Annotated in this window: 20 protein-coding genes, 1 tRNA gene and 1 pseudogene; 18 read left to right on the top strand and 4 right to left on the bottom strand. The window is 62.3% G+C overall.

The features are described 5' to 3' along the window. The first annotated feature begins 30 nt into the window (after positions 1 to 30). From M1617_05820 to M1617_05795, 6 genes and pseudogenes are all read left to right on the top strand, one after another. Positions 31 to 1,044, top strand: a complete 1,014-nt coding sequence (locus M1617_05820) for a hypothetical protein (protein MCL5887796.1) — start codon at positions 31 to 33, stop codon at positions 1,042 to 1,044. Then, positions 1,037 to 1,894, top strand: a complete 858-nt coding sequence (rsmI, locus tag M1617_05815; GenBank protein ID MCL5887795.1) for a 16S rRNA (cytidine(1402)-2'-O)-methyltransferase — start codon at positions 1,037 to 1,039, stop codon at positions 1,892 to 1,894. Before M1617_05820 ends, rsmI begins: the two co-directional genes overlap by 8 nt. A 136-nt stretch (positions 1,895 to 2,030) precedes the next feature. Beyond that, positions 2,031 to 3,230 (top strand): annotated as a pseudogene (metG, locus tag M1617_05810) (methionine--tRNA ligase). 77 nt (positions 3,231 to 3,307) lie between these two features. Then, positions 3,308 to 4,252 (top strand): class I tRNA ligase family protein, encoded by a 945-nt coding sequence (locus tag M1617_05805; GenBank protein ID MCL5887794.1) that lies wholly within the window; start codon positions 3,308 to 3,310, stop codon positions 4,250 to 4,252. 34 nt (positions 4,253 to 4,286) lie between these two features. Beyond that, a complete protein-coding gene (locus M1617_05800) occupies positions 4,287 to 5,135 on the top strand; it encodes a TatD family hydrolase (protein MCL5887793.1) in 849 nt (282 codons plus the stop codon). Beyond that, entirely contained in the window at positions 5,136 to 5,753 is a 618-nt protein-coding gene (locus tag M1617_05795; GenBank protein MCL5887792.1) for a flavodoxin family protein, read from the top strand. Here M1617_05795 and M1617_05790 read toward each other — a convergent pair. Together M1617_05790 and ilvD are read right to left on the bottom strand one after the other, a co-directional pair. Next, positions 5,750 to 6,457, bottom strand: coding sequence for a metallophosphatase family protein (locus tag M1617_05790; protein MCL5887791.1), 708 nt, complete (start codon positions 6,455 to 6,457; stop codon positions 5,750 to 5,752). The genes M1617_05795 and M1617_05790 overlap by 4 nt on opposite strands. Positions 6,458 to 6,461: 4 nt before the next feature. Beyond that, entirely contained in the window at positions 6,462 to 8,141 is a 1,680-nt protein-coding gene (gene ilvD, locus M1617_05785; protein MCL5887790.1) for a dihydroxy-acid dehydratase, read from the bottom strand. A gap of 135 nt (positions 8,142 to 8,276) precedes the next feature. Here ilvD and M1617_05780 point away from each other — a divergent pair, with 135 nt between their 5' ends. From M1617_05780 to pth, 11 genes are all read left to right on the top strand, one after another. Further along, complete coding sequence (locus M1617_05780; protein MCL5887789.1) at positions 8,277 to 9,299, top strand: 3D domain-containing protein; 1,023 nt, start codon at positions 8,277 to 8,279, stop codon at positions 9,297 to 9,299. Between the two features lie 16 nt (positions 9,300 to 9,315). Then, entirely contained in the window at positions 9,316 to 10,185 is an 870-nt protein-coding gene (gene rsmA, locus M1617_05775; GenBank protein MCL5887788.1) for a 16S rRNA (adenine(1518)-N(6)/adenine(1519)-N(6))-dimethyltransferase RsmA, read from the top strand. 52 nt (positions 10,186 to 10,237) lie between these two features. After that, a complete protein-coding gene (locus M1617_05770; protein ID MCL5887787.1) occupies positions 10,238 to 10,519 on the top strand; it encodes a Veg family protein in 282 nt (93 codons plus the stop codon). Positions 10,520 to 10,589: 70 nt separating this feature from the next. Continuing rightward, the gene (gene ispE, locus M1617_05765) at positions 10,590 to 11,483 is read left to right on the top strand and encodes a 4-(cytidine 5'-diphospho)-2-C-methyl-D-erythritol kinase (GenBank protein ID MCL5887786.1); all 894 of its coding nucleotides are present in this window, start codon (positions 10,590 to 10,592) and stop codon (positions 11,481 to 11,483) included. Further along, a complete protein-coding gene (locus tag M1617_05760) occupies positions 11,480 to 12,241 on the top strand; it encodes a nucleotidyltransferase family protein (protein ID MCL5887785.1) in 762 nt (253 codons plus the stop codon). The genes ispE and M1617_05760 overlap by 4 nt, the downstream gene beginning before the upstream one ends. 86 nt (positions 12,242 to 12,327) lie before the next feature. Further along, positions 12,328 to 12,609, top strand: coding sequence for a SpoVG family protein (locus M1617_05755; GenBank protein MCL5887784.1), 282 nt, complete (start codon positions 12,328 to 12,330; stop codon positions 12,607 to 12,609). Positions 12,610 to 12,665: 56 nt separating this feature from the next. After that, a tRNA-Gln gene (locus tag M1617_05750) sits at positions 12,666 to 12,740 on the top strand. A gap of 45 nt (positions 12,741 to 12,785) precedes the next feature. Beyond that, positions 12,786 to 14,174, top strand: a complete 1,389-nt coding sequence (glmU, locus tag M1617_05745; GenBank protein MCL5887783.1) for a bifunctional UDP-N-acetylglucosamine diphosphorylase/glucosamine-1-phosphate N-acetyltransferase GlmU — start codon at positions 12,786 to 12,788, stop codon at positions 14,172 to 14,174. Between the two features lie 29 nt (positions 14,175 to 14,203). Next, complete coding sequence (locus M1617_05740; protein MCL5887782.1) at positions 14,204 to 15,145, top strand: ribose-phosphate pyrophosphokinase; 942 nt, start codon at positions 14,204 to 14,206, stop codon at positions 15,143 to 15,145. Between the two features lie 60 nt (positions 15,146 to 15,205). Continuing rightward, a complete protein-coding gene (locus M1617_05735) occupies positions 15,206 to 15,847 on the top strand; it encodes a 50S ribosomal protein L25 (protein MCL5887781.1) in 642 nt (213 codons plus the stop codon). Between the two features lie 8 nt (positions 15,848 to 15,855). Next, positions 15,856 to 16,425, top strand: a complete 570-nt coding sequence (gene pth / locus M1617_05730; GenBank protein ID MCL5887780.1) for an aminoacyl-tRNA hydrolase — start codon at positions 15,856 to 15,858, stop codon at positions 16,423 to 16,425. A gap of 3 nt (positions 16,426 to 16,428) precedes the next feature. Here the strand turns inward: pth and M1617_05725 are convergent, their stop codons facing one another. Continuing rightward, positions 16,429 to 17,667, bottom strand: a complete 1,239-nt coding sequence (locus tag M1617_05725; GenBank protein ID MCL5887779.1) for a peptidoglycan DD-metalloendopeptidase family protein — start codon at positions 17,665 to 17,667, stop codon at positions 16,429 to 16,431. Positions 17,668 to 17,787: 120 nt separating this feature from the next. Continuing rightward, the gene (locus M1617_05720) at positions 17,788 to 18,744 is read right to left on the bottom strand and encodes an FAD:protein FMN transferase (protein ID MCL5887778.1); all 957 of its coding nucleotides are present in this window, start codon (positions 18,742 to 18,744) and stop codon (positions 17,788 to 17,790) included. 34 nt (positions 18,745 to 18,778) lie between these two features. Here M1617_05720 and M1617_05715 point away from each other — a divergent pair. Further along, on the top strand, positions 18,779 to 19,013 hold a 235-nt coding region (locus M1617_05715; protein ID MCL5887777.1), incomplete at its 3' end, for a hypothetical protein.

The raw sequence follows: 19,013 nt of genomic DNA, 5'->3' as shown, positions 1-19,013 counted from the left end.
AGGCGGCGCTTCCACCGGAAGGATGACTCGATGGAGTACACACCACTGCTGAAGCAGGCATGGCAGATCGCATGGAAGCACAAGGGGATATGGGCCCTCAGTTTCTTCGCAACCGGTGGGGTCTTCTACCTCAGCCGTATGATCCCTCAGGAAAACGTGGACGAAGTCGTCTTCGACCCCGGTGCCGCACTTGCCAACCTTCGGGAAGACATCGCTCTGATCGCCATTCTTGTCGTTTTCGGCCTGATGGCACTCTTGATACTGAAGATAGTTTCCGTTGCGGCCTATGGCGGAGTCGTCCGCATGACCGATGATGCGGCAACGGGTACAGCCGTATCCATCCGGGGTGGATGGGCGGCAGGATTCCGGAATTGGTTCCGCATACTCTTTGTGTGTCTGCTGGGATGGGCGCCCGGGATCATCGTCGGGGGGATCATCGTGGGGCTGGCTGCGGTTCCGCTGTTGGCCATGCCGGAAGCCGGACTGGAGGAGGCCGGAGCGGGTCTCTTGATGTTCTGCGGGGTACTTGTGATAGGACTGCCGATAGCGTTTGTGGCAGGCATCTTGTCGGATTTGCTCGTTTCGCTCGGACTCAGGCATGCCCTCCTGAGTGGACGCCCGGTGTTTCAGTCTCTTGGAGCCGCTTTCTCGGACAGCCGTCACCGATTCAAAGAAGTCATCTCGATGTGGTTCCTGCTTTTCGCAGTCGCCATCGTCGGGTCCATCGCACTAGCCATCCCCACCTTCGCGTTCGGCGTTTTCGATGTGATTGTCGCTGAGATCGAACCGTTGCTTCAAATCCCGCTTGGATTCGTCGAATTCCTGCTGGCATCCTTGTACATGATGATTTGGTGGACCTTCCACTCGGCCGCCTGGACGCTCTTCTACCGCCGCCTGCGCGACGATGAGTCCGCAGCCGCTGCACCGCAAGGGATCATCGACCCCCCGATGCCGGTGGCGCCGGTCGCAGTGCCCGGAGAAGACGCTGCGCAAATAGCGCCTCCACCGCAATACGTGATCGCGCCGTACGACAAGAATGACTGACTCGGGGCGACTGCTCGTCTGCGCTACGCCGATCGGCAACCTCGGCGATGTGACCCTGCGAGTGCTCGACGCGTTGCGCGAGGCCGACGTGATAGCCGCCGAGGACACCCGGGTTACCTCGCGGCTTCTCGGCAGGTACGATATCGCGACTCCCGTGGTGCGCTACGACGCCCACACCGCAGCGAGCCGCGCTGGGCAGCTTGTCGCGCGGATGCTCGGAGGCGAGGTCGTCGCACTCGTGTCCGACGCGGGGACCCCGGGCCTCTCCGACCCCGGCGAGGAGCTCGTGGCCGCGGCCATCGAGGCCGGAGTCGAGGTCGACGTGCTCCCCGGCGCGAGCAGCGTGTTGACCGCGCTCGTGATCAGCGGTGCTCCCACGATGCCCTTCTACTTCGGCGGATTCCTGCCGAGGAAATCGGGCGAGCGCAGGAGATTGCTGGAGTCGCTGGGCGAGCTCGCCGCCACCCTCGTGTTCTTCGAGTCTCCACGTCGGACGGCGGCTTCCCTCGCCGACGTGTCCGCAGTCATGCCTACGCGGTTCGTCGCAGTGACCAGAGAGCTCACCAAGATCCACCAGGAGGTCATCAGGGGCGTCTCAGGGGAGGTCGCCGAGGTCCTCTCGGCAAGAGACCTGAAGGGCGAGGTGGCCATCGTGATAGGGCCACCCGACCGGAATGCGCCTCGGACTGTCGATGAAGTAGCTGTGCGCGAGGCGCTGGATGCGCTGGTCTCGGCGGGGGCGACGCGCTCGGATGCGATCCGGCTAGTAGCCAGGGAGACTGGCCTTCCGCGTAATGAAGTCTACCGAATAGCACATGGAGGCGCTGACCGTGGGGTCACGCCTCCATGAAAACCGCCCTCTCCGAGCGGAGGTGCAATAAGTTAGACTCGCTTATAATACCCTATAAGTCCTGCAAAGACACGATATCGTTTTCGGGTGCGGGAATGAAGCGGCCTGTAACCGGAGCACTGGAGCCACAACAAGCATGAGCAGCAAACCGTTCTACATCACAACACCGATCTACTACGTGAACGCCGTCCCGCACCTCGGGACCGCCTACACCACCATCGCAGCGGACGCCCTCGCACGCTACAGGCGCATGACCGGCCACGACGTCTTCTTCCTCACCGGCCTCGACGAGCACGGCCAGAAGGTCGCCCAAACCGCCGAGGAGAACGGCATGTCTCCGCAGGAGTGGTGCGACGCGATCGCACCCAGATTCGTTGAGGCGTGGGAGCTGCTCGGCATCACGAACGACGACTTCATCCGCACCACCGAGGAGCGGCACAAGGCCGGGGTCCAGGCGTTCTGGACCGCACTGCACGCCGGCGACTTCCTGTACAAGGGCTCCTACGAGGGCTGGTACTGCGTCCCCGACGAGACCTTCTGGGCCGAGGATCAGCTCGCCGAAGGGTCCTGCCCAAGCTGCGGTAGGCAGGTCGAGTTCATCCGCGAGGACAACTGGTTCTTCAAGCTCTCCGAGTTCCAGCAGCGACTCCTAGACCACTACGAGGCCAACCCTGACTTCATCCAGCCACAGACCCGTCGCAACGAAGTCCTAAGCTTCGTCAGGGGAGGACTGAAGGACCTGTCGATCTCGCGGACGACGTTCTCCTGGGGAGTTCCGCTTCCCTTCGCCGATAACCACGTGACCTACGTGTGGATCGACGCGCTGCTCAACTACATCACGGCTGTTGGCTATGGCTCCGACGACCCGAAGCTGGCCGAGCGCTTCGAGCGGTATTGGCCCGCGCAGGTGCACTTCGTGGGCAAGGACATCATCCGGTTCCACTGCGTCATCTGGCCCGCTATGCTCATGGCGGCAGGCGTCGAACTACCCGAGTCGGTCTTTGCACACGGCTTCTTGCTGACCAAGGGCGAGAAGATGAGCAAGTCCAAGGGTAACGTCCAGAGCCCCGCCGAACTAGCAGAGCGTTTCGGCGTTGATGCTTATCGCTACTACTTCCTTCGCGACGTGCAGTTCGGTGCCGACGGATCGATCTCGCTCGAATCGATGGTCCAGCGGTACAACGGCGACCTCGCGAACGACTGGGGCAACCTGTGCTCTCGGCTGTTCAACATGACCGGTAAGTACTTCGATGGTCGCGTCCCGGCACTTTCCGCCGAGGAGATCGCGGCGGACACGCCCCTGCGCGCAATCGCCGAGGGTCTTCCTGCAAAGTACGAGGACGCCATGGTCAGGCTCGACTACGGCAAAGCGCAGTCCTAAGCTTCGTCAGGGGAGGACTGAAGGACCTGTCGATCTCGCGGACGACGTTCTCCTGGGGAGTTCCGCTTCCCTTCGCCGATAACCACGTGACCTACGTGTGGATCGACGCGCTGCTCAACTACATCACGGCTGTTGGCTATGGCTCCGACGACCCGAAGCTGGCCGAGCGCTTCGAGCGGTATTGGCCCGCGCAGGTGCACTTCGTGGGCAAGGACATCATCCGGTTCCACTGCGTCATCTGGCCCGCTATGCTCATGGCGGCAGGCGTCGAACTACCCGAGTCGGTCTTTGCACACGGCTTCTTGCTGACCAAGGGCGAGAAGATGAGCAAGTCCAAGGGTAACGTCCAGAGCCCCGCCGAACTAGCAGAGCGTTTCGGCGTTGATGCTTATCGCTACTACTTCCTTCGCGACGTGCAGTTCGGTGCCGACGGATCGATCTCGCTCGAATCGATGGTCCAGCGGTACAACGGCGACCTCGCGAACGACTGGGGCAACCTGTGCTCTCGGCTGTTCAACATGACCGGTAAGTACTTCGATGGTCGCGTCCCGGCACTTTCCGCCGAGGAGATCGCGGCGGACACGCCCCTGCGCGCAATCGCCGAGGGTCTTCCTGCAAAGTACGAGGACGCCATGGTCAGGCTCGACTACGGCAAAGCGCTCGAGGCAGCGTGGGATCTCGTCAAGGAGGCCAACCGATACATCGAGAACTCGCAGCCGTGGACCTTGGCCAAGTCCGAGGAAACCGCAGTCGACCTTGCCCGCGTGATCTATCATGCGCTGGAGGCGGTCCGCGTCGCCGCCCTGTATTGTGCGCCGATAATGCCGTCCACCAGCGCAGAGGTCTGGTCTCGACTTGGGTTGGGGGACATCCACTCGGTGACCGACCTTGCAAGCGAATCGCGATGGGGAGGACTTTTGTCTGGCAGCGTTGTCGAGAAAGGCGACCCCTTGTTCCCTCGAATCTATGAACAGTGATCGGTTTCCAACGATAGAAGGCAGCACTGGGCGAGTGCGCTTCAGGACCGTGGACCTCCCGGAGCTCGGTGCTCCGATCGCGGACTCCCATGCGCACCTCGACATGCTTGACGACCCGGCCGGCGCGCTCGAGCGCGCTGCGATGGCAGGCGTGGGGTTCGTGTTGACCGTAGCCGACCTCACGGAGTCCCCAGAGGGCACTTACGACGCGCTTTCTGGCTGGCTCGATCAGGCCGCGATGCGCTTGGCGGAGTGGGAGGTCGACGTCAGTCCCCCTGAGGTTGGCGTCGCGGTGGGGGTCCACCCGCACAACGCGAAGCATTTCTACCCAGAGATGGAGTTCCTGCTTGAGCGTCTTACCCGCAACCCGCTAACCTGCGCGGTTGGAGAGACCGGGCTCGACTTCCACTACAACCACTCTCCCCGCGAGGCGCAGATGCTCGCTTTCCGTGCGCATCTGGCGGCGGCTCATGCCCGGGGCTTGCCGCTCATCGTGCACCTGAGGGAGGCGTACGCCGAAGGCGCCGATATCCTCCGAGAAGTGGGGCTACCCAAGGCGGGCTGCGTGATCCATTGCTTCACTGGCGAAGTCGCAGATGCCGAGGTCTTCTTGGAACTGGGATGCCATATCTCCTTCGCAGGACCCGTAACTTTCCGGAAGTCCAAGCTGATGGAGGTTGCGGCCAGCGTTCCCCTCGATCGGCTCCTCGTTGAGACCGACTGCCCGTTCCTAGCGCCCGAGCCGTACAGGGGAGCCACGAACGAGCCCGCGCTGGCGGTCCTCGTCGCTGCAGCCATCGCCGAAGCCAAAGACGTCGGGTGGACAGAGTTCGCCTCGGCGATTGACGCCAACACGCGCCGCCTGTTCTGTCGGAGGGACTAGATGGACGCGGACCGGCGGCCACTGGTCCTGTGCGTCGCGGGGTCTCCTCGGCGGCAGGGGAACAGCTCGCAGCTACTCGACGCCTGTGCAGAGGGCATCGAGGTGGCCGGCGGGGTCGCTGATTGGCTGGTGCTCGCGGACCACACGATCAAGCCGTGCATCAACTGTGGTGGCTGCTCATCGACGGGCCACTGCGTTCTGCGCGATGACATGACCGCGATCTACCCGCGGATCGACCGTGCCGAGGCGATCGTCGTGGCCTCGCCGGTGTACTTCGCGACGGTCACCGCCACGCTCAAGGGTTTCTACGATCGCTGCCAGCCTTACTGGGCGCGTCGGTACGCCATCCGCCGAGAAGACCGGACAACGCCGGTCGCGACGCGCCGCCCGGGTGCGCTGCTGTTGGTCGGCGCGGGCGGCGATCCGTACGGCCACGAAGCCGCCGTTATCCCCACACGCAGCGTGTTCGCAAACCTCGAGGTCGACTACGCCGAGGAGCTGGTCGTCGAAGGCCCAGACGGGTTCGGCGACATCGCGCGGTATCCGGACTCCCTGCGAGCTGCGCAAGACATCGGGTGGCGTGTGACGGAGCTGGCTAGGACCCGCCGAGCGCTCTAGACCCGGTGGACCGCAGTATCTACCGAGCCGTCATCGCCAAGTAGCAGCTCGACCCAAGCAGAGCGCGGATCCCCGTCCTTCGGCTTGCCGACTGAGCCGACGCAGATGAAGTGGACGGGACCGCCGCCGCCGGCACGCTCGATGCGGCGATGGTAGGGGATGTGGACGTGCCCGACGCAGACGACGTCCGCCCGCGCATCTTCGGCGAGTTGGAGTAGGAGCTCGGGGCGCAGATCCGGAGTGAGGTACTCGTTGATCCGCCTGGGGCTGCCGTGAGTCAGCAGGATGCGCAGCCCTCGGTGCTCGAGGCGCAGCTCCAGGGGGAGTTCGGCGAGCCATGCGCGCTCGGTCGTGGATAGCGCGCGTACGGTGGTCTCGTAGCTGAGTATGCCGCATGCCCGCTCTGCCTCGGTGGCGAAGGAGCACCCGCAGTCGCCCCGATGCGCGCCGACCCCGTCGTCGTAGTTGCCGCGGATCGTCGGGATGTCCAGCTCTCTGATGCGGGCGATGACTCCGGCGGGATCGGGGCCGTAGCCCACCAGGTCGCCCAGGCAGAAGCGCTCATGGATGCCGCTTGCGGCGATGTCGGCAAGCACCCTGTCGAGTCCCTCGAGGTTCCCATGCACATCGGAGAAGAGCGCGATCCTTCGGGTAGCGCTAGCGGAAGCTTTCGGTTCGGCAGGGGTCGTGGCGTCGATGCTCATCGAATCACGGCCCTGGCCTGAGGACCGCACCCTTATCCGCCGAGGAAACCAGCGCGGCGAACCGAGCGAGTACGCCCTTCGTTACCCGAGGCTGACGAGGGGCCCACTCGGCGAGCCTGGCGGCCAGCACCTCATCGGGCACGTCGACCGTCAGGGTGCCGGCGTCGATGTCGATAGTGATCGGGTCGCCCTCGTGCACAAGTGCGATCGGGCCGCCGACCATCGCCTCAGGTGCCACATGGCCGATAGCAGGCCCTTTGGTCGCTCCCGAGAACCGCCCGTCGGTGACGAGCGCGCAAGTCGTGGCCAGCTCGGGGATCCCCGAGATCGCAGCGGTAGGCGCGAGCATCTCGGGCATCCCGGGACCGCCTTTTGGGCCCTCGTAACGGATGACGACTACGTCGCCCGGGTTGATCCCGCCTCCGAGTATCGCAGCGACTGCCGAGGTTTCTTCGTCGAAGACGCGCGCAGGTCCGGTGAGGCGCCTCATGTCCTTGGGGATCGCCGACTGCTTGACCACGCAGCCATCGGGGGCGAGGTTCCCGCGCAGGATCTTCAGTCCGCCCTCGTGGAAGTGCGGGTTCTCGATCTTGCGGATGACGGTCCCGTCGGCCTTTCGGGCTTTGTCGGCGATCTCGCCGATCGTCTGCCCCGTGACGGTCATCGCATCGCGTTCGATGAGTCCAGCTCGGTCGAGCTCTCGAATCAGCGAAGGTATGCCGCCGGCCTCGTGCAGGGACTCTATGTAGATATCGCTAGCTGGGCTGATGCGGACCAGCGCGCGCGTCCGCGCGGAGATCGCGGACCAGTCATCGTAGGTCAGCTCGAGGTCGGCCTCGTGCGCCAGCGCGGTGATGTGCAGCACGGTGTTCGAGCTTCCGCCGAAGGCCATGTCCACGGTGATCGCGTTGCGAATCGACGTGGGATTGATGATGTCGCGTGCGGTGACCCCTTCGGCGAGTAGGCGCATGACGTGCTGTCCCGCCCGCTTGGCCATGCGTATGCGCTCCGAGTAGACCGCCGGAACGGTGCCGTTACCAGGAAGGCCGATGCCCAGCGCCTCGATGAGGCAGTTCATGGAGTTCGCGGTGAACATGCCGGCGCAGCTGCCACACGTGGGACAGGCGTGGTCTTCGAGGTGAGAGAGCTCCTCCTCGGTGATTAGACCGGCCTCAAACTTTGAGACTGCTGTGAAGACGGTCTCGACTGACACCGGCTGGCCGGAAAGGTTGCGCCCTGCAAGCATTGGGCCACCCGAGATCACCACCGTCGGCAGGTCTAGGCGTGCAGCGGCCATCAGCATCCCCGGTATGACCTTGTCACAGTTGGGGATCATCACGACCGCATCGAATGCGTGAGCGTTGACTGCGATCTCGACCGAGTCGGCAATCACCTCGCGGCTGGGGAGCGAGGACCACATGCCCTGATGTCCCATGGCGATACCGTCGCACACACCGATCGTTGAGATCTCAAGCGGGGTTCCGCCAGCCATGAGCACGCCGGCTTTCACGCCCTGCGCGATCTGGTCGAGCATAGTGTGACCTGGGATTATCTCGTTCGCCGAGTTGATGACAGCAACGAACGGCCGCGCTATCTGCTCGTCGGTGAGGCCGTCGGCTTTGAGCAAGCTTCGGTGGGGTGTGCGGGCGAACCCGGACTTCATCTGATCGCTTCTAGTTTTCATGCTTTTGGAGTATAAGCCAACACTCGCGCATGGGCAAAGAGGACGACCTGCGGGTTTGTGCGACCACCGGGGTTGGGCTATACTTCGAGGTCGCTTGTTCGTTGCCGAAATGTAACCGAGGACCGTAGGGGATGTATGGGAGTAGAGCCGGATAGACCGGCCGGATTCCTGAAAACGTACCAGTTTGTCGCAGTCTTCATCACACTAGTCGTACTCGCACTCAGTATCGCCGGATTCACTTGGGCACAAGACGAGGTCACCCTCATAATCGATGGTGAGCCCCGACAGATCGAGACACAGGCCGAGACCGTCGGCGTTCTGCTCGAGCAGGCAGGCGTAGACCTGTCATGCAGCCATCTGGTGACTCCATCCCAAGACTCGCCTGTCAGCGAGGGAATGACGATCGTTGTTCGCGAGGCCACACCGGTATCCATCTCGATGGACGACGAGCGCGTCGAAATCGATGTGGTCGGAGCGACGGTCATTGAAGCACTTGTAGCCGCGGGAATTCAGCCGGGCGATGACCTGAGAGTCATCCCCGCACTCACCACGACACTCACGGCCGGATTGGACATCACTGTTAGCGAGGTTGTCACCCGGGTCGTCGAGGAACCCGTTGCGCTTCCATACGAGCAGGTCGAGCGTGCCGATGCCTCCAGGCCAGCAGGTCAGACCGAAGTCGTCACTGAGGGCGTTCCCGGTGAGGTAGTGCGGACCTATCACGTCGTGATGGTGGACGGGGAGTTCTCGGAGAAGCGTTTCGTTGCCGAGAGAGTCGTTCGACAGCCTGTCGATGAAGTGGTCGAACGCGGTACTCGCCCCAGGGTGGCACCCGCCTCGTTCACGCGGACCTCGAGCAGTTCCAGCCGATCCGCCGAAGGCGATAGGTTGACGGTCACCGCTACAGCGTACGCGCCAGGAGTCAACGGAGTCGGAACGCGCACTGCTACCGGCGCCAGAGCCCAGCGGGGCATCATCGCCGTCGACCCTAGGGTCATCCCCTTGGGCACCAGGCTCTACGTTCCCGGGTACGGCTACGGGATCGCCGCCGATACTGGCGGTGCGATCAAGGGCAACAAGATCGACTTGTGCTTTGACACGGAAGCCGAAGCCATCGCCTGGGGTCGTCGCACCGTGACCATCATCATCCTCCAATAGCCGAAGGGCACGATGCGTGGCAACTCACTCCCGCTTGGCCTCCCCGGCCTCGACGCTCGCCGTTCTCAAGGCCAACGACCTCTACACCAAGAAATCGCTCGGGCAGCACTTCTTGGTCGACGACAACGTCGTTGGCAGGATATTGGAGCTTGCAGCTCTCTCTGGAACCGAGGCCGTGCTCGAGATCGGCCCAGGCATCGGGACACTTACCGTCGCTTTGTGCTCAAAAGCCGGTCAGGTCGTTGCGGTGGAGCGCGACGATCGCCTCATCCCGATTCTAAAACGGCTGCAAGCCGAGTCAGGCAACCTGATTGTCGTCCACAGCGACGCCCTCAAGGTGGATGTCGCTGGCCTCATGACCCCCGCTGGCCCACCGACCACACTCGTAGCCAACCTGCCCTACAACATCGCTGCGACCGTGTTACTCGACCTGTTCCTCGAGGTCCCGACCTTGAGATCCGCAGTGGTGATGGTCCAGTCAGAGGTAGCCGACCGCATCGCGGCATCGCCCGGATCGAAGCAGTACGGCGCCTACACGGTCAAGCTGGGCTTCCTGGCCCGTCCTGCCGGTCGCTTCCAGGTCCCACGGTCGTGCTTCATGCCCCCTCCCAACGTGGACTCCTCGGTCATCCGCTTGGAGCGAGTCGGTTCTTCGGCGGATATCGCTGACCTCGAGTCGATTTTTGCGGCCGTACAAGCGGCCTTCTCGCATCGCCGAAAGACGCTGCGCAACTCGCTGCGAGCCGGACTTTCGGCGGATATCGCTCACATCGACGAGGCCTTGACCGCCTCAGGAATCGACGGGAATCTTCGTGCCGAGACGCTTGGTACCGACGATTTTGTGGAGCTGGCTCGGGCGCTAGCAGAATACCGCCTTTTACCTTGAGTTTCCTGGGCGACTCCGCTATAATACGTCAGATGTTCAAGGAGGCGAATCTATGGAAGTAACCGAGCAGATCATGCGTGTAGGAAGAATCCGAACCGATCTTGAAGCCATGATGGGAACCCGCATGCGCCTTCGGGCCAACATGGGTCGCTCCAAGATCGTAGAGCGTGAGGGGGTCCTTGAGCAGACGCACCCGGCACTGTTCGTCGTCAAGGTCGAGGAGAAAAGGCAGCGTACAGCACGTGTGTCCTATAGCTACGTTGACGTTCTGACCGGCACGGTCGAGCTCACGGACTGCGACAACGGCGAGAGCCTTCTTCCCTGGCTGAACTGACCAGCAACCTTCGGCGTGGATCCTTATCCGCCGAAGAGCATTATTCCGGGCCGCTGTTTCTAGGACGACCATGACTTTTGAGATTGCGACCGAGGCACCTGCAAAGATCAATCTCTATCTCGGTGTCGGAGACGTGCGCTCTGATGGATACCACGAGGTCACGACTGTGATGCAGACGCTGGCTTTGGGTGACTCGCTCAGATGTCATCCCGCCGGGTGCCTCGATGTGGTTGTCGAGCCGGACATCGGTGTTCCGGCGGAGGAGAACCTTATCTACAAGGCCGCCGTCGCAATTTGTGCAGCGCTGGACAGGGCGCCCAACTTTCGCATCGAGGTCGTGAAGCGCATCCCTCACGGGGCAGGTCTCGGCGGAGGCAGCTCAAATGCTGCGGCTACTCTGCGGATGCTTGCTCGGCACTTCGGCATTGCGCCGGATTCACCAATGCTGCGAGAGGTGGCTCGCTCCCTAGGGGCAGACGTAGCTTTCTTCCTCGGCGGCGGCACCGCGCTTCTCGGCGGTAGGGGCGATGAACTCCAGACTCGACTGCCCACTCCCGAACTCGATGTCGTCCTGATCAAGCCAGAGGATTCGATATCGACCGCGGTCGCATACAAGACCTTCGACGATATCGGTTCGTCGGCGAGCGGTGATCAGGCGCGACTGCTTGATGCATGCGAACGCAACGATCGGCTTGCAGTCGCGCAGAGCATCCACAACGACTTCAACGATGCGGCCATCCATCTGTGCCCCGAGATCGCCGGCGTGCTCGATGTGTGCGCCTCACACCATGGGGCGCTTGGTTGCGCGGTCAGCGGGAGCGGCTCTGCGGTATTCGCGATCTGCGCCGATGCCCAAGTGGCTGAGCTTCTGGCCAGGAAGGCCCAAGACCGCGGTTGGTGGTCAGCACCGACACATACGACCTCGACCATCCCGCCTGTCGCATACGAAGGAGCTTCCGCATGAAAGTGGACGCAGTCGTTCTGGCAGGAGGGGCCGGAGAGGTCATCGATCCGGATGCAAGGTTCAAGGGATTGCTGCCCATCGCCGGAAAACCGATGGTTGAGTGGGTCGTTGATGCGCTGAAAGAAGCCCCCAGCATCGCCGAAGTCGCCGTAGTGGTCCCCACTGCAGAGGATTTGGGCCTCTGGGTGAACAAGGTCGACAAACTCGTCGTCGCCGATCAGGCGTTCTTCAAGAACATCCTCGCGGGCTTGGGGGCCTTTCGCAGCGATCGACCTGCGCTGATCATCACGGGAGATCTACCCGCGTTGTGTTCGGAGGACATCGAGGACTTCATCGCAGCGGCCCTAGCGACCAACGCTGATTTCGTCTACCCGCTGGTCCGAAAGCAAGACATGATCGAGCAGTTCCCCGGGAGTAAGCGAACTTACATCCGTTTGGTCGAGGGTGAAATCACCGGCGGCAACATGATGTTGGTGAATCCTCAGCTCGGGGAGCGCAACAAAATCATCGGGCAGAAACTGTTCGACACCAGGAAGTCGGCGCTGCGCATGGCCGGGGCACTAGGATTCAGCTTCGTGGTCAAACTCGTGACGGGCCGACTCCGAGTCGTCGACGTCGAGAAGAAGATGACCCAGCTTCTAGGGGGGCCAGGGGCTGCGGTCTTCTCGGCAAGAGCTGCCATAGGCGCTGATGTCGACAAGCCCATCGATGTCATCGTCGCCGAGAAGGTCTTGTACGCGAGAAGTGGCAGGAGCTAGGGGGACGGCGGCGAATAACCGCTTTAGGAGTCGTGTCGCCGGTAAGGTGCACGCTAGGGCAAAGAGATTGGGCAAACGGGGGCGACATGAACATTACGAAGGTGGTATTGCGACCGGTGGCGATGCACAAGGTGTGCGCACTGGCGAGTATCGTGATCGATGACGCTTTCGTCATACATGACCTTAGGATCGTGAACGGGGACAAGGGTTTGTTCGTGGCAATGCCCTCGAGGCGTCTTCCTACGGGCAAGTTCCGGGATGTCTGCCATCCGGTCGACACAGAGACCCGTCTCCAGATACAGCAGGTCGTTCTCGATCAGTTCCAACAGGAGGGCGGGCTGGCGGCATTTCGCGAAGCCGTTTGCTGAACGCAGAAAAATATGGTTGACGCACTACGGCCCCTTCCATAAAGTTTGGAATGCCCTGGGGCGTAGCCAAGCGGTAAGGCAGCGGACTTTGGATCCGCCATCCGTAGGTTCGAATCCTACCGCCCCAGCCATATTGCCAACTCAAGTCCCTGGCCCCCTACCGTAAGGAGCGTCAAATGTCTGCGGTCGCGCTGATCCTAGCTGCAGGCGAAGGCACACGCATGCGCTCCGACCTGCCGAAAGTCGCCCACCGAGTCCTCGGCGTCCCGATGGTGCGTCTGGTTGCAGAGTCCGCCGAGAAGGCCGGCTGCGAAGTCGTCGTGATCACCGGTCACAAGGCCCAGGCCGTCGAGTCCTTGCTTTCAGGAGTCACCTTCGTGCGACAGGAGTGCCAGCTGGGAACCGCCCACGCTGTGCTATGTGCGAAGGATGCGTTGGCGGGAGTCGAAGGCTCGCTGGTGGTCCTCAGCGGGGACACCCCGCTCATCCGTCCCGAGACGATCCGGTCGATGATCGATCTTCGCGAGGGTTCTTCGGCGGCCGTCATGGTGCTTACCGCCGAGGTCGACGACCCTTCGGGCTACGGGCGCATCGTCCGGGGCCAGGACGGCAGCATGCTCGGCATCGTCGAGCACAAGGACGCCACCGCACAGCAGCTTGCGATCCGCGAAGTCAACACAGGGACCTACTGCTTCGACGCTCAGGCGCTCTTCGAGCATCTGGATCGCGTCGGCTCTGAGAACTCGCAGGGCGAATTCTACCTGACAGACATGGTGTCGCTCTTCCGCGAGGAGGGGTTGGGTGTCGTATCGGCGAAGGTCGAAGACGCGCAGGAGCTCCTGGGCGTCAACACCCGCGTCCAACTTGCCGAGGCAACCGCATGGCTGCAGGCGCGAGTCAACGAGCAGCACATGCTCGCGGGAGTCACGATGACCGATCCGTCCACAGTCTGGATCGGCCCCGAGGTCAGGATCGGGCGGGATGTCGTGATCGAACCAATGACGACCATCCTTGGGAACACTGTGATCGAGGACGGATGTCACATCGGTCCTTCTAGCCGGATCGAGGATTCCGAAATCAGCGGCGCAGCCAGGGTGGACTCGTCGGTGGTGCTGTCCGCGCGAATCGGCGACGGCGCGACTGTAGGTCCGTTCACCTATCTGCGTCCCGGTACCGTGCTGATGGAAGGCGCGAAAGCGGGTGCTTTCGTCGAGATCAAGAACTCCGAGGTCGGACCAGATTCCAAGGTCCCGCACCTCTCGTACATCGGCGACGCTACGATCGGGCGGAACGTCAACGTCGGAGCGGGGAGCATCACTTGCAACTACGACGGCGCGCGTAAATCCAAGACCATCATTGAGGACGGCGCCTTCGTCGGGTCTGATACCATGCTGATAGCACCCGTGCGCATCGGACGTGATGCGGTCACGGCGGCAAGCTCTGCGATATCCTCGGATGTGCCCGATGGCGCACTTGGGATAGAGCGCTGTGAGCAGCGGCAAGTCCCAGGTTGGGCCGAGCGGCGCCAGAGTCGACGCAAGGGTCCGGACGACACAAAGGAGTGAAGGTGCACTTGATCGAGACTGACAGCAGGATGATGGTCTTTTCCGGCACTTCCAACCTTGAGCTTGCCGAAGGAGTCGCCAAGCATCTCGGGGTGGAGCTAGGAAACGTCAGGATCAAGGAGTTCGCCAACGGCGAGATTTACGTGAGGTTCCTCGAATCAGTCCGCGGCGCCGATGTCTTTCTCGTGCAATCCATCTGTGAGCCAGTCAACTCCACCTTGATGGAGCTGTTGATCATGACTGACGCAGCCAAACGGGCGAGCGCGAGGTCGATCACGGCGGTAGTCAGCCACTACGGGTATGCTCGGCAGGACAAGAAATCAGCGGCTCGCGAGCCGATCACAGCCAAGTTGGTGGCCGACCTCATGACAACCGCAGGCGTGGACCGCGTCATCGCCATGGACCTGCATCAGGGACAGATTCAGGGCTTCTTCAACCAGCCGGTGAACCACCTCACCGCCTTGCCGATCCTAGCCGACTACATCGAGTCACTCAATCTTGATGGCTGCGTCGTCGTCTCACCCGACGTCGGTCGGGTCAAAGTGTGTAAGAAACTCGCCGACATGCTCGGTGCTGAGCTTGCGATCATGCACAAGGGCAGGCCACAACATAACGTCGCAGAGATCACGTACGTGATCGGAGATGTCGCCGATAAGGTCTGCATCGTTGCCGACGACATCATCGACACGGGAGGATCGGTCACCGAGGGAGCTAAAGCGCTGGTGAATGCCGGTGCGCGAGCTGTTTATGTCGCCGCCACGCATGGCATCTTCTCGGCGCCAGCCTACGAGCGGATCGAAGCCTCGCCGATCACCGAGGTCATTGTGACCAACACGCTGCCGGTGCCCAAGGAGCGTACCGGCGGGAAGATTCGCGTGTTGTCGGTCGCGCCCCTCCTCTCGCACGCGATCCAAAACGTCTACTGCAACGAGTCGGTTTCGGAGCTCTTCGACCCCGACTTCCAACTCTAGGGTATAGTCTACTGTAGGCCTCGCTGAATACTCAGCTCGCCGGGGAAAGGAGTCATACCCATGACCGATTCAACGGTGATCACTGCCCTGCCGAGGGAAGTCATCGGAAAAGCCAACCGTCGTCTGGCCAAGGACGGCTTGATTCCCGCCGTTTTGTATGGGCCCGGGCGGGAGACGATTCCTGTCTCTCTGAAGCGGCACGAGTTCGACAAGTTCATCCAAAGCCATGCGGGTGCGCCCGGTTTGCTGGAGCTTCACATCGCGGGTACAGCCAAGCCGGTGGACACGATGATCAGGCAGATCCAGAGGGGCGCCATCAAGAGCGAAATCCTCCATGTGGATCTGTTGGCGATACGGTTGGATCGCCCGATTCAAGTAGCGGTGGCCCTCCACTTCGTTGGCGATGCGCCGGGGGTCAAAGAGGGCGGCATCATGCTTCACGAAATCCGCGAAGTCACCGTGGAGGCACTGCCTGCGAAACTGCCGGATTTCATCGATGTCGATATGTCTGACATGGAGCTCGGTTCGACCATGACTGTAGCCGATATCGTCGTCCCGAAAGGCGTCACGGTCATCGACGATCCAGCGGGTGTCATCTGCTCGATCGCCATGCGCTCCACTGTGAGCGAGGTCGAGGGCGCCTCCGTCCCGGGTGAGCCCGAGTTGGTAGGTTCCGGATCCGACTCTTCGGACAAGGATTAGAAGCCTCGATGTCATGGATGATCGCGGGCCTTGGTAACCCTGGCCCGGAATACACTCGAACCCGGCATAACGCCGGGTTCTTGGTCATCGACTCGCTCGGCGAGGATCTTTCGGCGGCTTATTGGAAGAACGAGGCGGGTGCGCTGACCTCCTCGGCGGTGCTGGACGGCGATTCTCTACTTCTGGTCAAGCCACTCACCTACATGAATGTGAGTGGGAAGGCGATCGCAAAGCTGGCCGCGAAGTATGAGTATGCTGTCGACCGCATTGTCGTGGTGCACGACGACATCGACATCCCCAACGGCAGCTTGCGGGTCAAAGCGGGGGGCGGCCATGCTGGGCACAACGGACTGCGCTCGATCACCGACGAGCTGGGATCCGAGGGTTACATCAGGGTCAGGATCGGAGTCGGGCGCCCTGAAGGTCGGATGTCGGGAGCTGACTATGTGCTGCAGCCGCTGCGTGGCGAGGCGTGGGAGGACCTGCAGGTATCGATTGGGCAGGCCGCCGAGTGCGTGAAGCACCTACTGGCGCACGGGGTGGATTCGGCGATGCGCGAGTTCAACTCGAAGCAGTAGCCGCTAGCGCAGGTACGGCATCGGGTCGACGGGTCTCCCGTTGATGCGGACCTCGAAGTGCAGGTGGGGTCCTGTGGAAAAGCCGGTGGAGCCCACGGAAGCCAGGCGCTGTCCGCGCTCGACCTGTTCGCCCACCCGGACGTCGATGCTACCGGTCAAGAGGTGAGCGTAGAGGGTTGAGACCCCATTGCCGTGGTCCACGATGACCGTGACTCCGGAGCCTCTGCGATGGCCCGCTGAAACCACTACGCCGTCTTCGGCAGATACAACCGCCTCCCCGTTGATTCCGGGGCCGGCGATATCGATGCCCCAGTGCATGCGCCTAGTACCGAATATCGGGTGAGTGCGGTGACCGAAGCCGGAGGAGACCCTGTAGAACCCGGGTGTGGGCCAGGCCATCTCACCGTCGAAGGTGCCCGACCCTTGGGACATGCGGTTGCGCAACTCAGCTTCGATGCTGGCCGACTCCCGATCCTCGTCGTCTGCTAGTTTGCGGAGACGCTCAGCATTGGCGGTTGTCTCGGCAAGGAGTGTCGACTTCTGGGCTTGGGCGGCCTGTTGCTGGTTGAGGGCCGTTTGGCGCTGGGAGTTTAGTTTGCGCAAGTTGTTCTCGATGAGAGCGGCCTCTTGGCGCTTGATCTCGACGGATTCAAGTGCGAGCGCATGTTCGGCTCTGATGCGCTCTAGGTTGGCCTGGGTCTCCTCCAGTCGGAGCATGATCTCCCTGTCGGATTCCATCACCCGCTGAACGAGCGTGGTTCGTGCGATGAAGTCCCTCAGATCAGCAGCCTGGAAAATGATCTCCAGGAAGAACTCGTTGCCTTGCTTGTAAGTGGTGGTGAGTCGTTCAGATAGGAGTTCCGTCTGATTGGTGTGGTCCGCCTCGACCTTGGCGATCTCGGCCTCCTTTTGGGCGATCTTCTCCCGCAATGCTGCGACCTCGTTGTTCAGTTGAGTTGTGCGCTCGTTCGCGGCTTGAATCTGAGGCTGGAGCGCCCGGATTTCCAGGGTGAGCGCGGACATCTGCCCATCGAGCAGATCGACCTCTCGGCGCAAGACATCGGCTTCGGCTTGTTCATCAGCGGCCTGCTCCCGGGCATTCGCTGCACGCTCACGTGCTTCGGCGGCCTGCTGACGGGACTGCTCAAGCTGTGCGCGTGTAAGGCCAGGCGCCGGAACGACGGTGGCTAGTAACAATATCAGGGAGAGGAATGTCGCAAGATATGCGCGGCTTCGGTTCATGCAGTATATCCTCCGGTTGGCGTGCAGGGATTCAGTTTTACAATTGCCACGGAAGGCTTGAATCACTGGTCACTATACCATCGACGTACCTCTGGAGCAAATCCGGGGCCGACTGGGCGACTAGCGCTGACGCGACTCGGTGATCGTCCACTCGGCGCCGGTGGGGCCCTCAATCACGATGACCTGGTCATCGCTGGTGACCATCACCAGCCCCAAGCCGTGGGATCTCGCGTAGTCCTCGGCGGCTTCGGGACCCATGACGAAGAGCGCCGTCGAGAGGATGTCGGAATCCAGGGCGGATATCTCGCCGACGACGGTCAGGGAGCGCAACCCGGATGCCGGGAGCCCCGTGGCCGGGTCGAGGATGTGGTGGTAGCGGACCCCATCGCGCTCGAAGTAGCGCTGGTAGTCGCCGGATGTCGAGACCGTGAGGTTGCCGCGCGTCTCGATCGAAGCGAATGTCGACTCCGGGTCCCGCGGGTCCTCGATGCCGATGCGCCAGTGAGAGCCATCCGGCTTGCCGCCCAGCGTTATGGTCGTGCTGCCCGCAGTCACCAGCGCCGCTTGGACGTCGGGTGAGGCCGAAAGCTCAGCGGCGGCCTGATCGAGCGCGAGTCCCTTGGCGGCACCGCCGAAGTCGTAGCGACGGCTGGCGAGCGCCGCAGTCAGCTCATCCGGGGAAGGCACGTTGCGCTCTCCCTCGAAGTCGTAGAGTGCGACCACATCGAGCAAGTGGGGGGAGAAGTACTCGCCGACTCCAAGGCGCTCGATCGCTGCTAGGATGACCTGGGCTTCCTGGGGGATACTCCCGCCCTCGGCGTTGTGTCGCGCGATCGCCGAGTCGGGATCGTGGACATCCAGTGCCCGCTCGACCTCGAACATCCGCCCGTAGGCGGCGTCGATCGCCGGCCGGAGTGTCTCGGCATCCTCGACTCCTTCGGCGGGGTATGCGGTGACGCTCACGACCGTTCCCAGCGCGTTGCGCGCATCCAGAGTTGGCTTGGACGCGCTGGCGCAACCCGTTGTCGTCAGCGCCAACAAGGCGGCCAGAAGCGTGCCGAGGATGATTCGGCGCAATTCGGGCCGTCGCAAAAAAGTGGGTGCAGGAGTCATGATTCCGGATTATACTGCCACATTACTTGTCTTCGCCGGATTCCGGAGGCGCAATTTGTATCGGATCATCGAAAGACGTCAACTCTCCGACGGAGTGTTCGAGCTCTGCGTCGAAGCGCCCAGGGTCGCCCGCAAGGTGCGCGCGGGGCAGTTCTTCATCCTGCGCGTCAACGGCCTGGGCGAGCGCGTCCCCTTCACCTTCTCCGATTGGTCTGCCGAGGAGGGCTGGATTC

The organism is Actinomycetota bacterium, assembly GCA_023488435.1.
In the GTDB taxonomy this organism is placed as follows: Bacteria; Actinomycetota; Coriobacteriia; order Anaerosomatales; family UBA912; genus UBA912.
The sequence above is the reverse complement of the archived record's forward strand: the minus strand, read 5'-3'. Positions and strand labels throughout refer to the sequence as shown.

Excerpts from the sequence above, each read along its gene's own strand:
- M1617_05820 (MCL5887796.1), top strand. The coding sequence starts at position 31 with ATGGAGTACACACCACTGCTGAAGCAGGCATGGCAGATCGCATGGAAG.
- rsmI (MCL5887795.1), top strand. The coding sequence starts at position 1,037 with ATGACTGACTCGGGGCGACTGCTCGTCTGCGCTACGCCGATCGGCAAC.
- M1617_05795 (MCL5887792.1), top strand. The coding sequence starts at position 5,136 with ATGGACGCGGACCGGCGGCCACTGGTCCTGTGCGTCGCGGGGTCTCCT.
- M1617_05790 (MCL5887791.1), bottom strand. The coding sequence starts at position 6,457 with ATGAGCATCGACGCCACGACCCCTGCCGAACCGAAAGCTTCCGCTAGC.
- ilvD (MCL5887790.1), bottom strand. The coding sequence starts at position 8,141 with ATGAAAACTAGAAGCGATCAGATGAAGTCCGGGTTCGCCCGCACACCC.
- M1617_05780 (MCL5887789.1), top strand. The coding sequence starts at position 8,277 with ATGGGAGTAGAGCCGGATAGACCGGCCGGATTCCTGAAAACGTACCAG.
- M1617_05770 (MCL5887787.1), top strand. The coding sequence starts at position 10,238 with ATGGAAGTAACCGAGCAGATCATGCGTGTAGGAAGAATCCGAACCGAT.
- ispE (MCL5887786.1), top strand. The coding sequence starts at position 10,590 with ATGACTTTTGAGATTGCGACCGAGGCACCTGCAAAGATCAATCTCTAT.
- M1617_05760 (MCL5887785.1), top strand. The coding sequence starts at position 11,480 with ATGAAAGTGGACGCAGTCGTTCTGGCAGGAGGGGCCGGAGAGGTCATC.
- M1617_05755 (MCL5887784.1), top strand. The coding sequence starts at position 12,328 with ATGAACATTACGAAGGTGGTATTGCGACCGGTGGCGATGCACAAGGTG.
- glmU (MCL5887783.1), top strand. The coding sequence starts at position 12,786 with ATGTCTGCGGTCGCGCTGATCCTAGCTGCAGGCGAAGGCACACGCATG.
- M1617_05740 (MCL5887782.1), top strand. The coding sequence starts at position 14,204 with ATGATGGTCTTTTCCGGCACTTCCAACCTTGAGCTTGCCGAAGGAGTC.
- M1617_05735 (MCL5887781.1), top strand. The coding sequence starts at position 15,206 with ATGACCGATTCAACGGTGATCACTGCCCTGCCGAGGGAAGTCATCGGA.
- pth (MCL5887780.1), top strand. The coding sequence starts at position 15,856 with ATGTCATGGATGATCGCGGGCCTTGGTAACCCTGGCCCGGAATACACT.
- M1617_05725 (MCL5887779.1), bottom strand. The coding sequence starts at position 17,667 with ATGAACCGAAGCCGCGCATATCTTGCGACATTCCTCTCCCTGATATTG.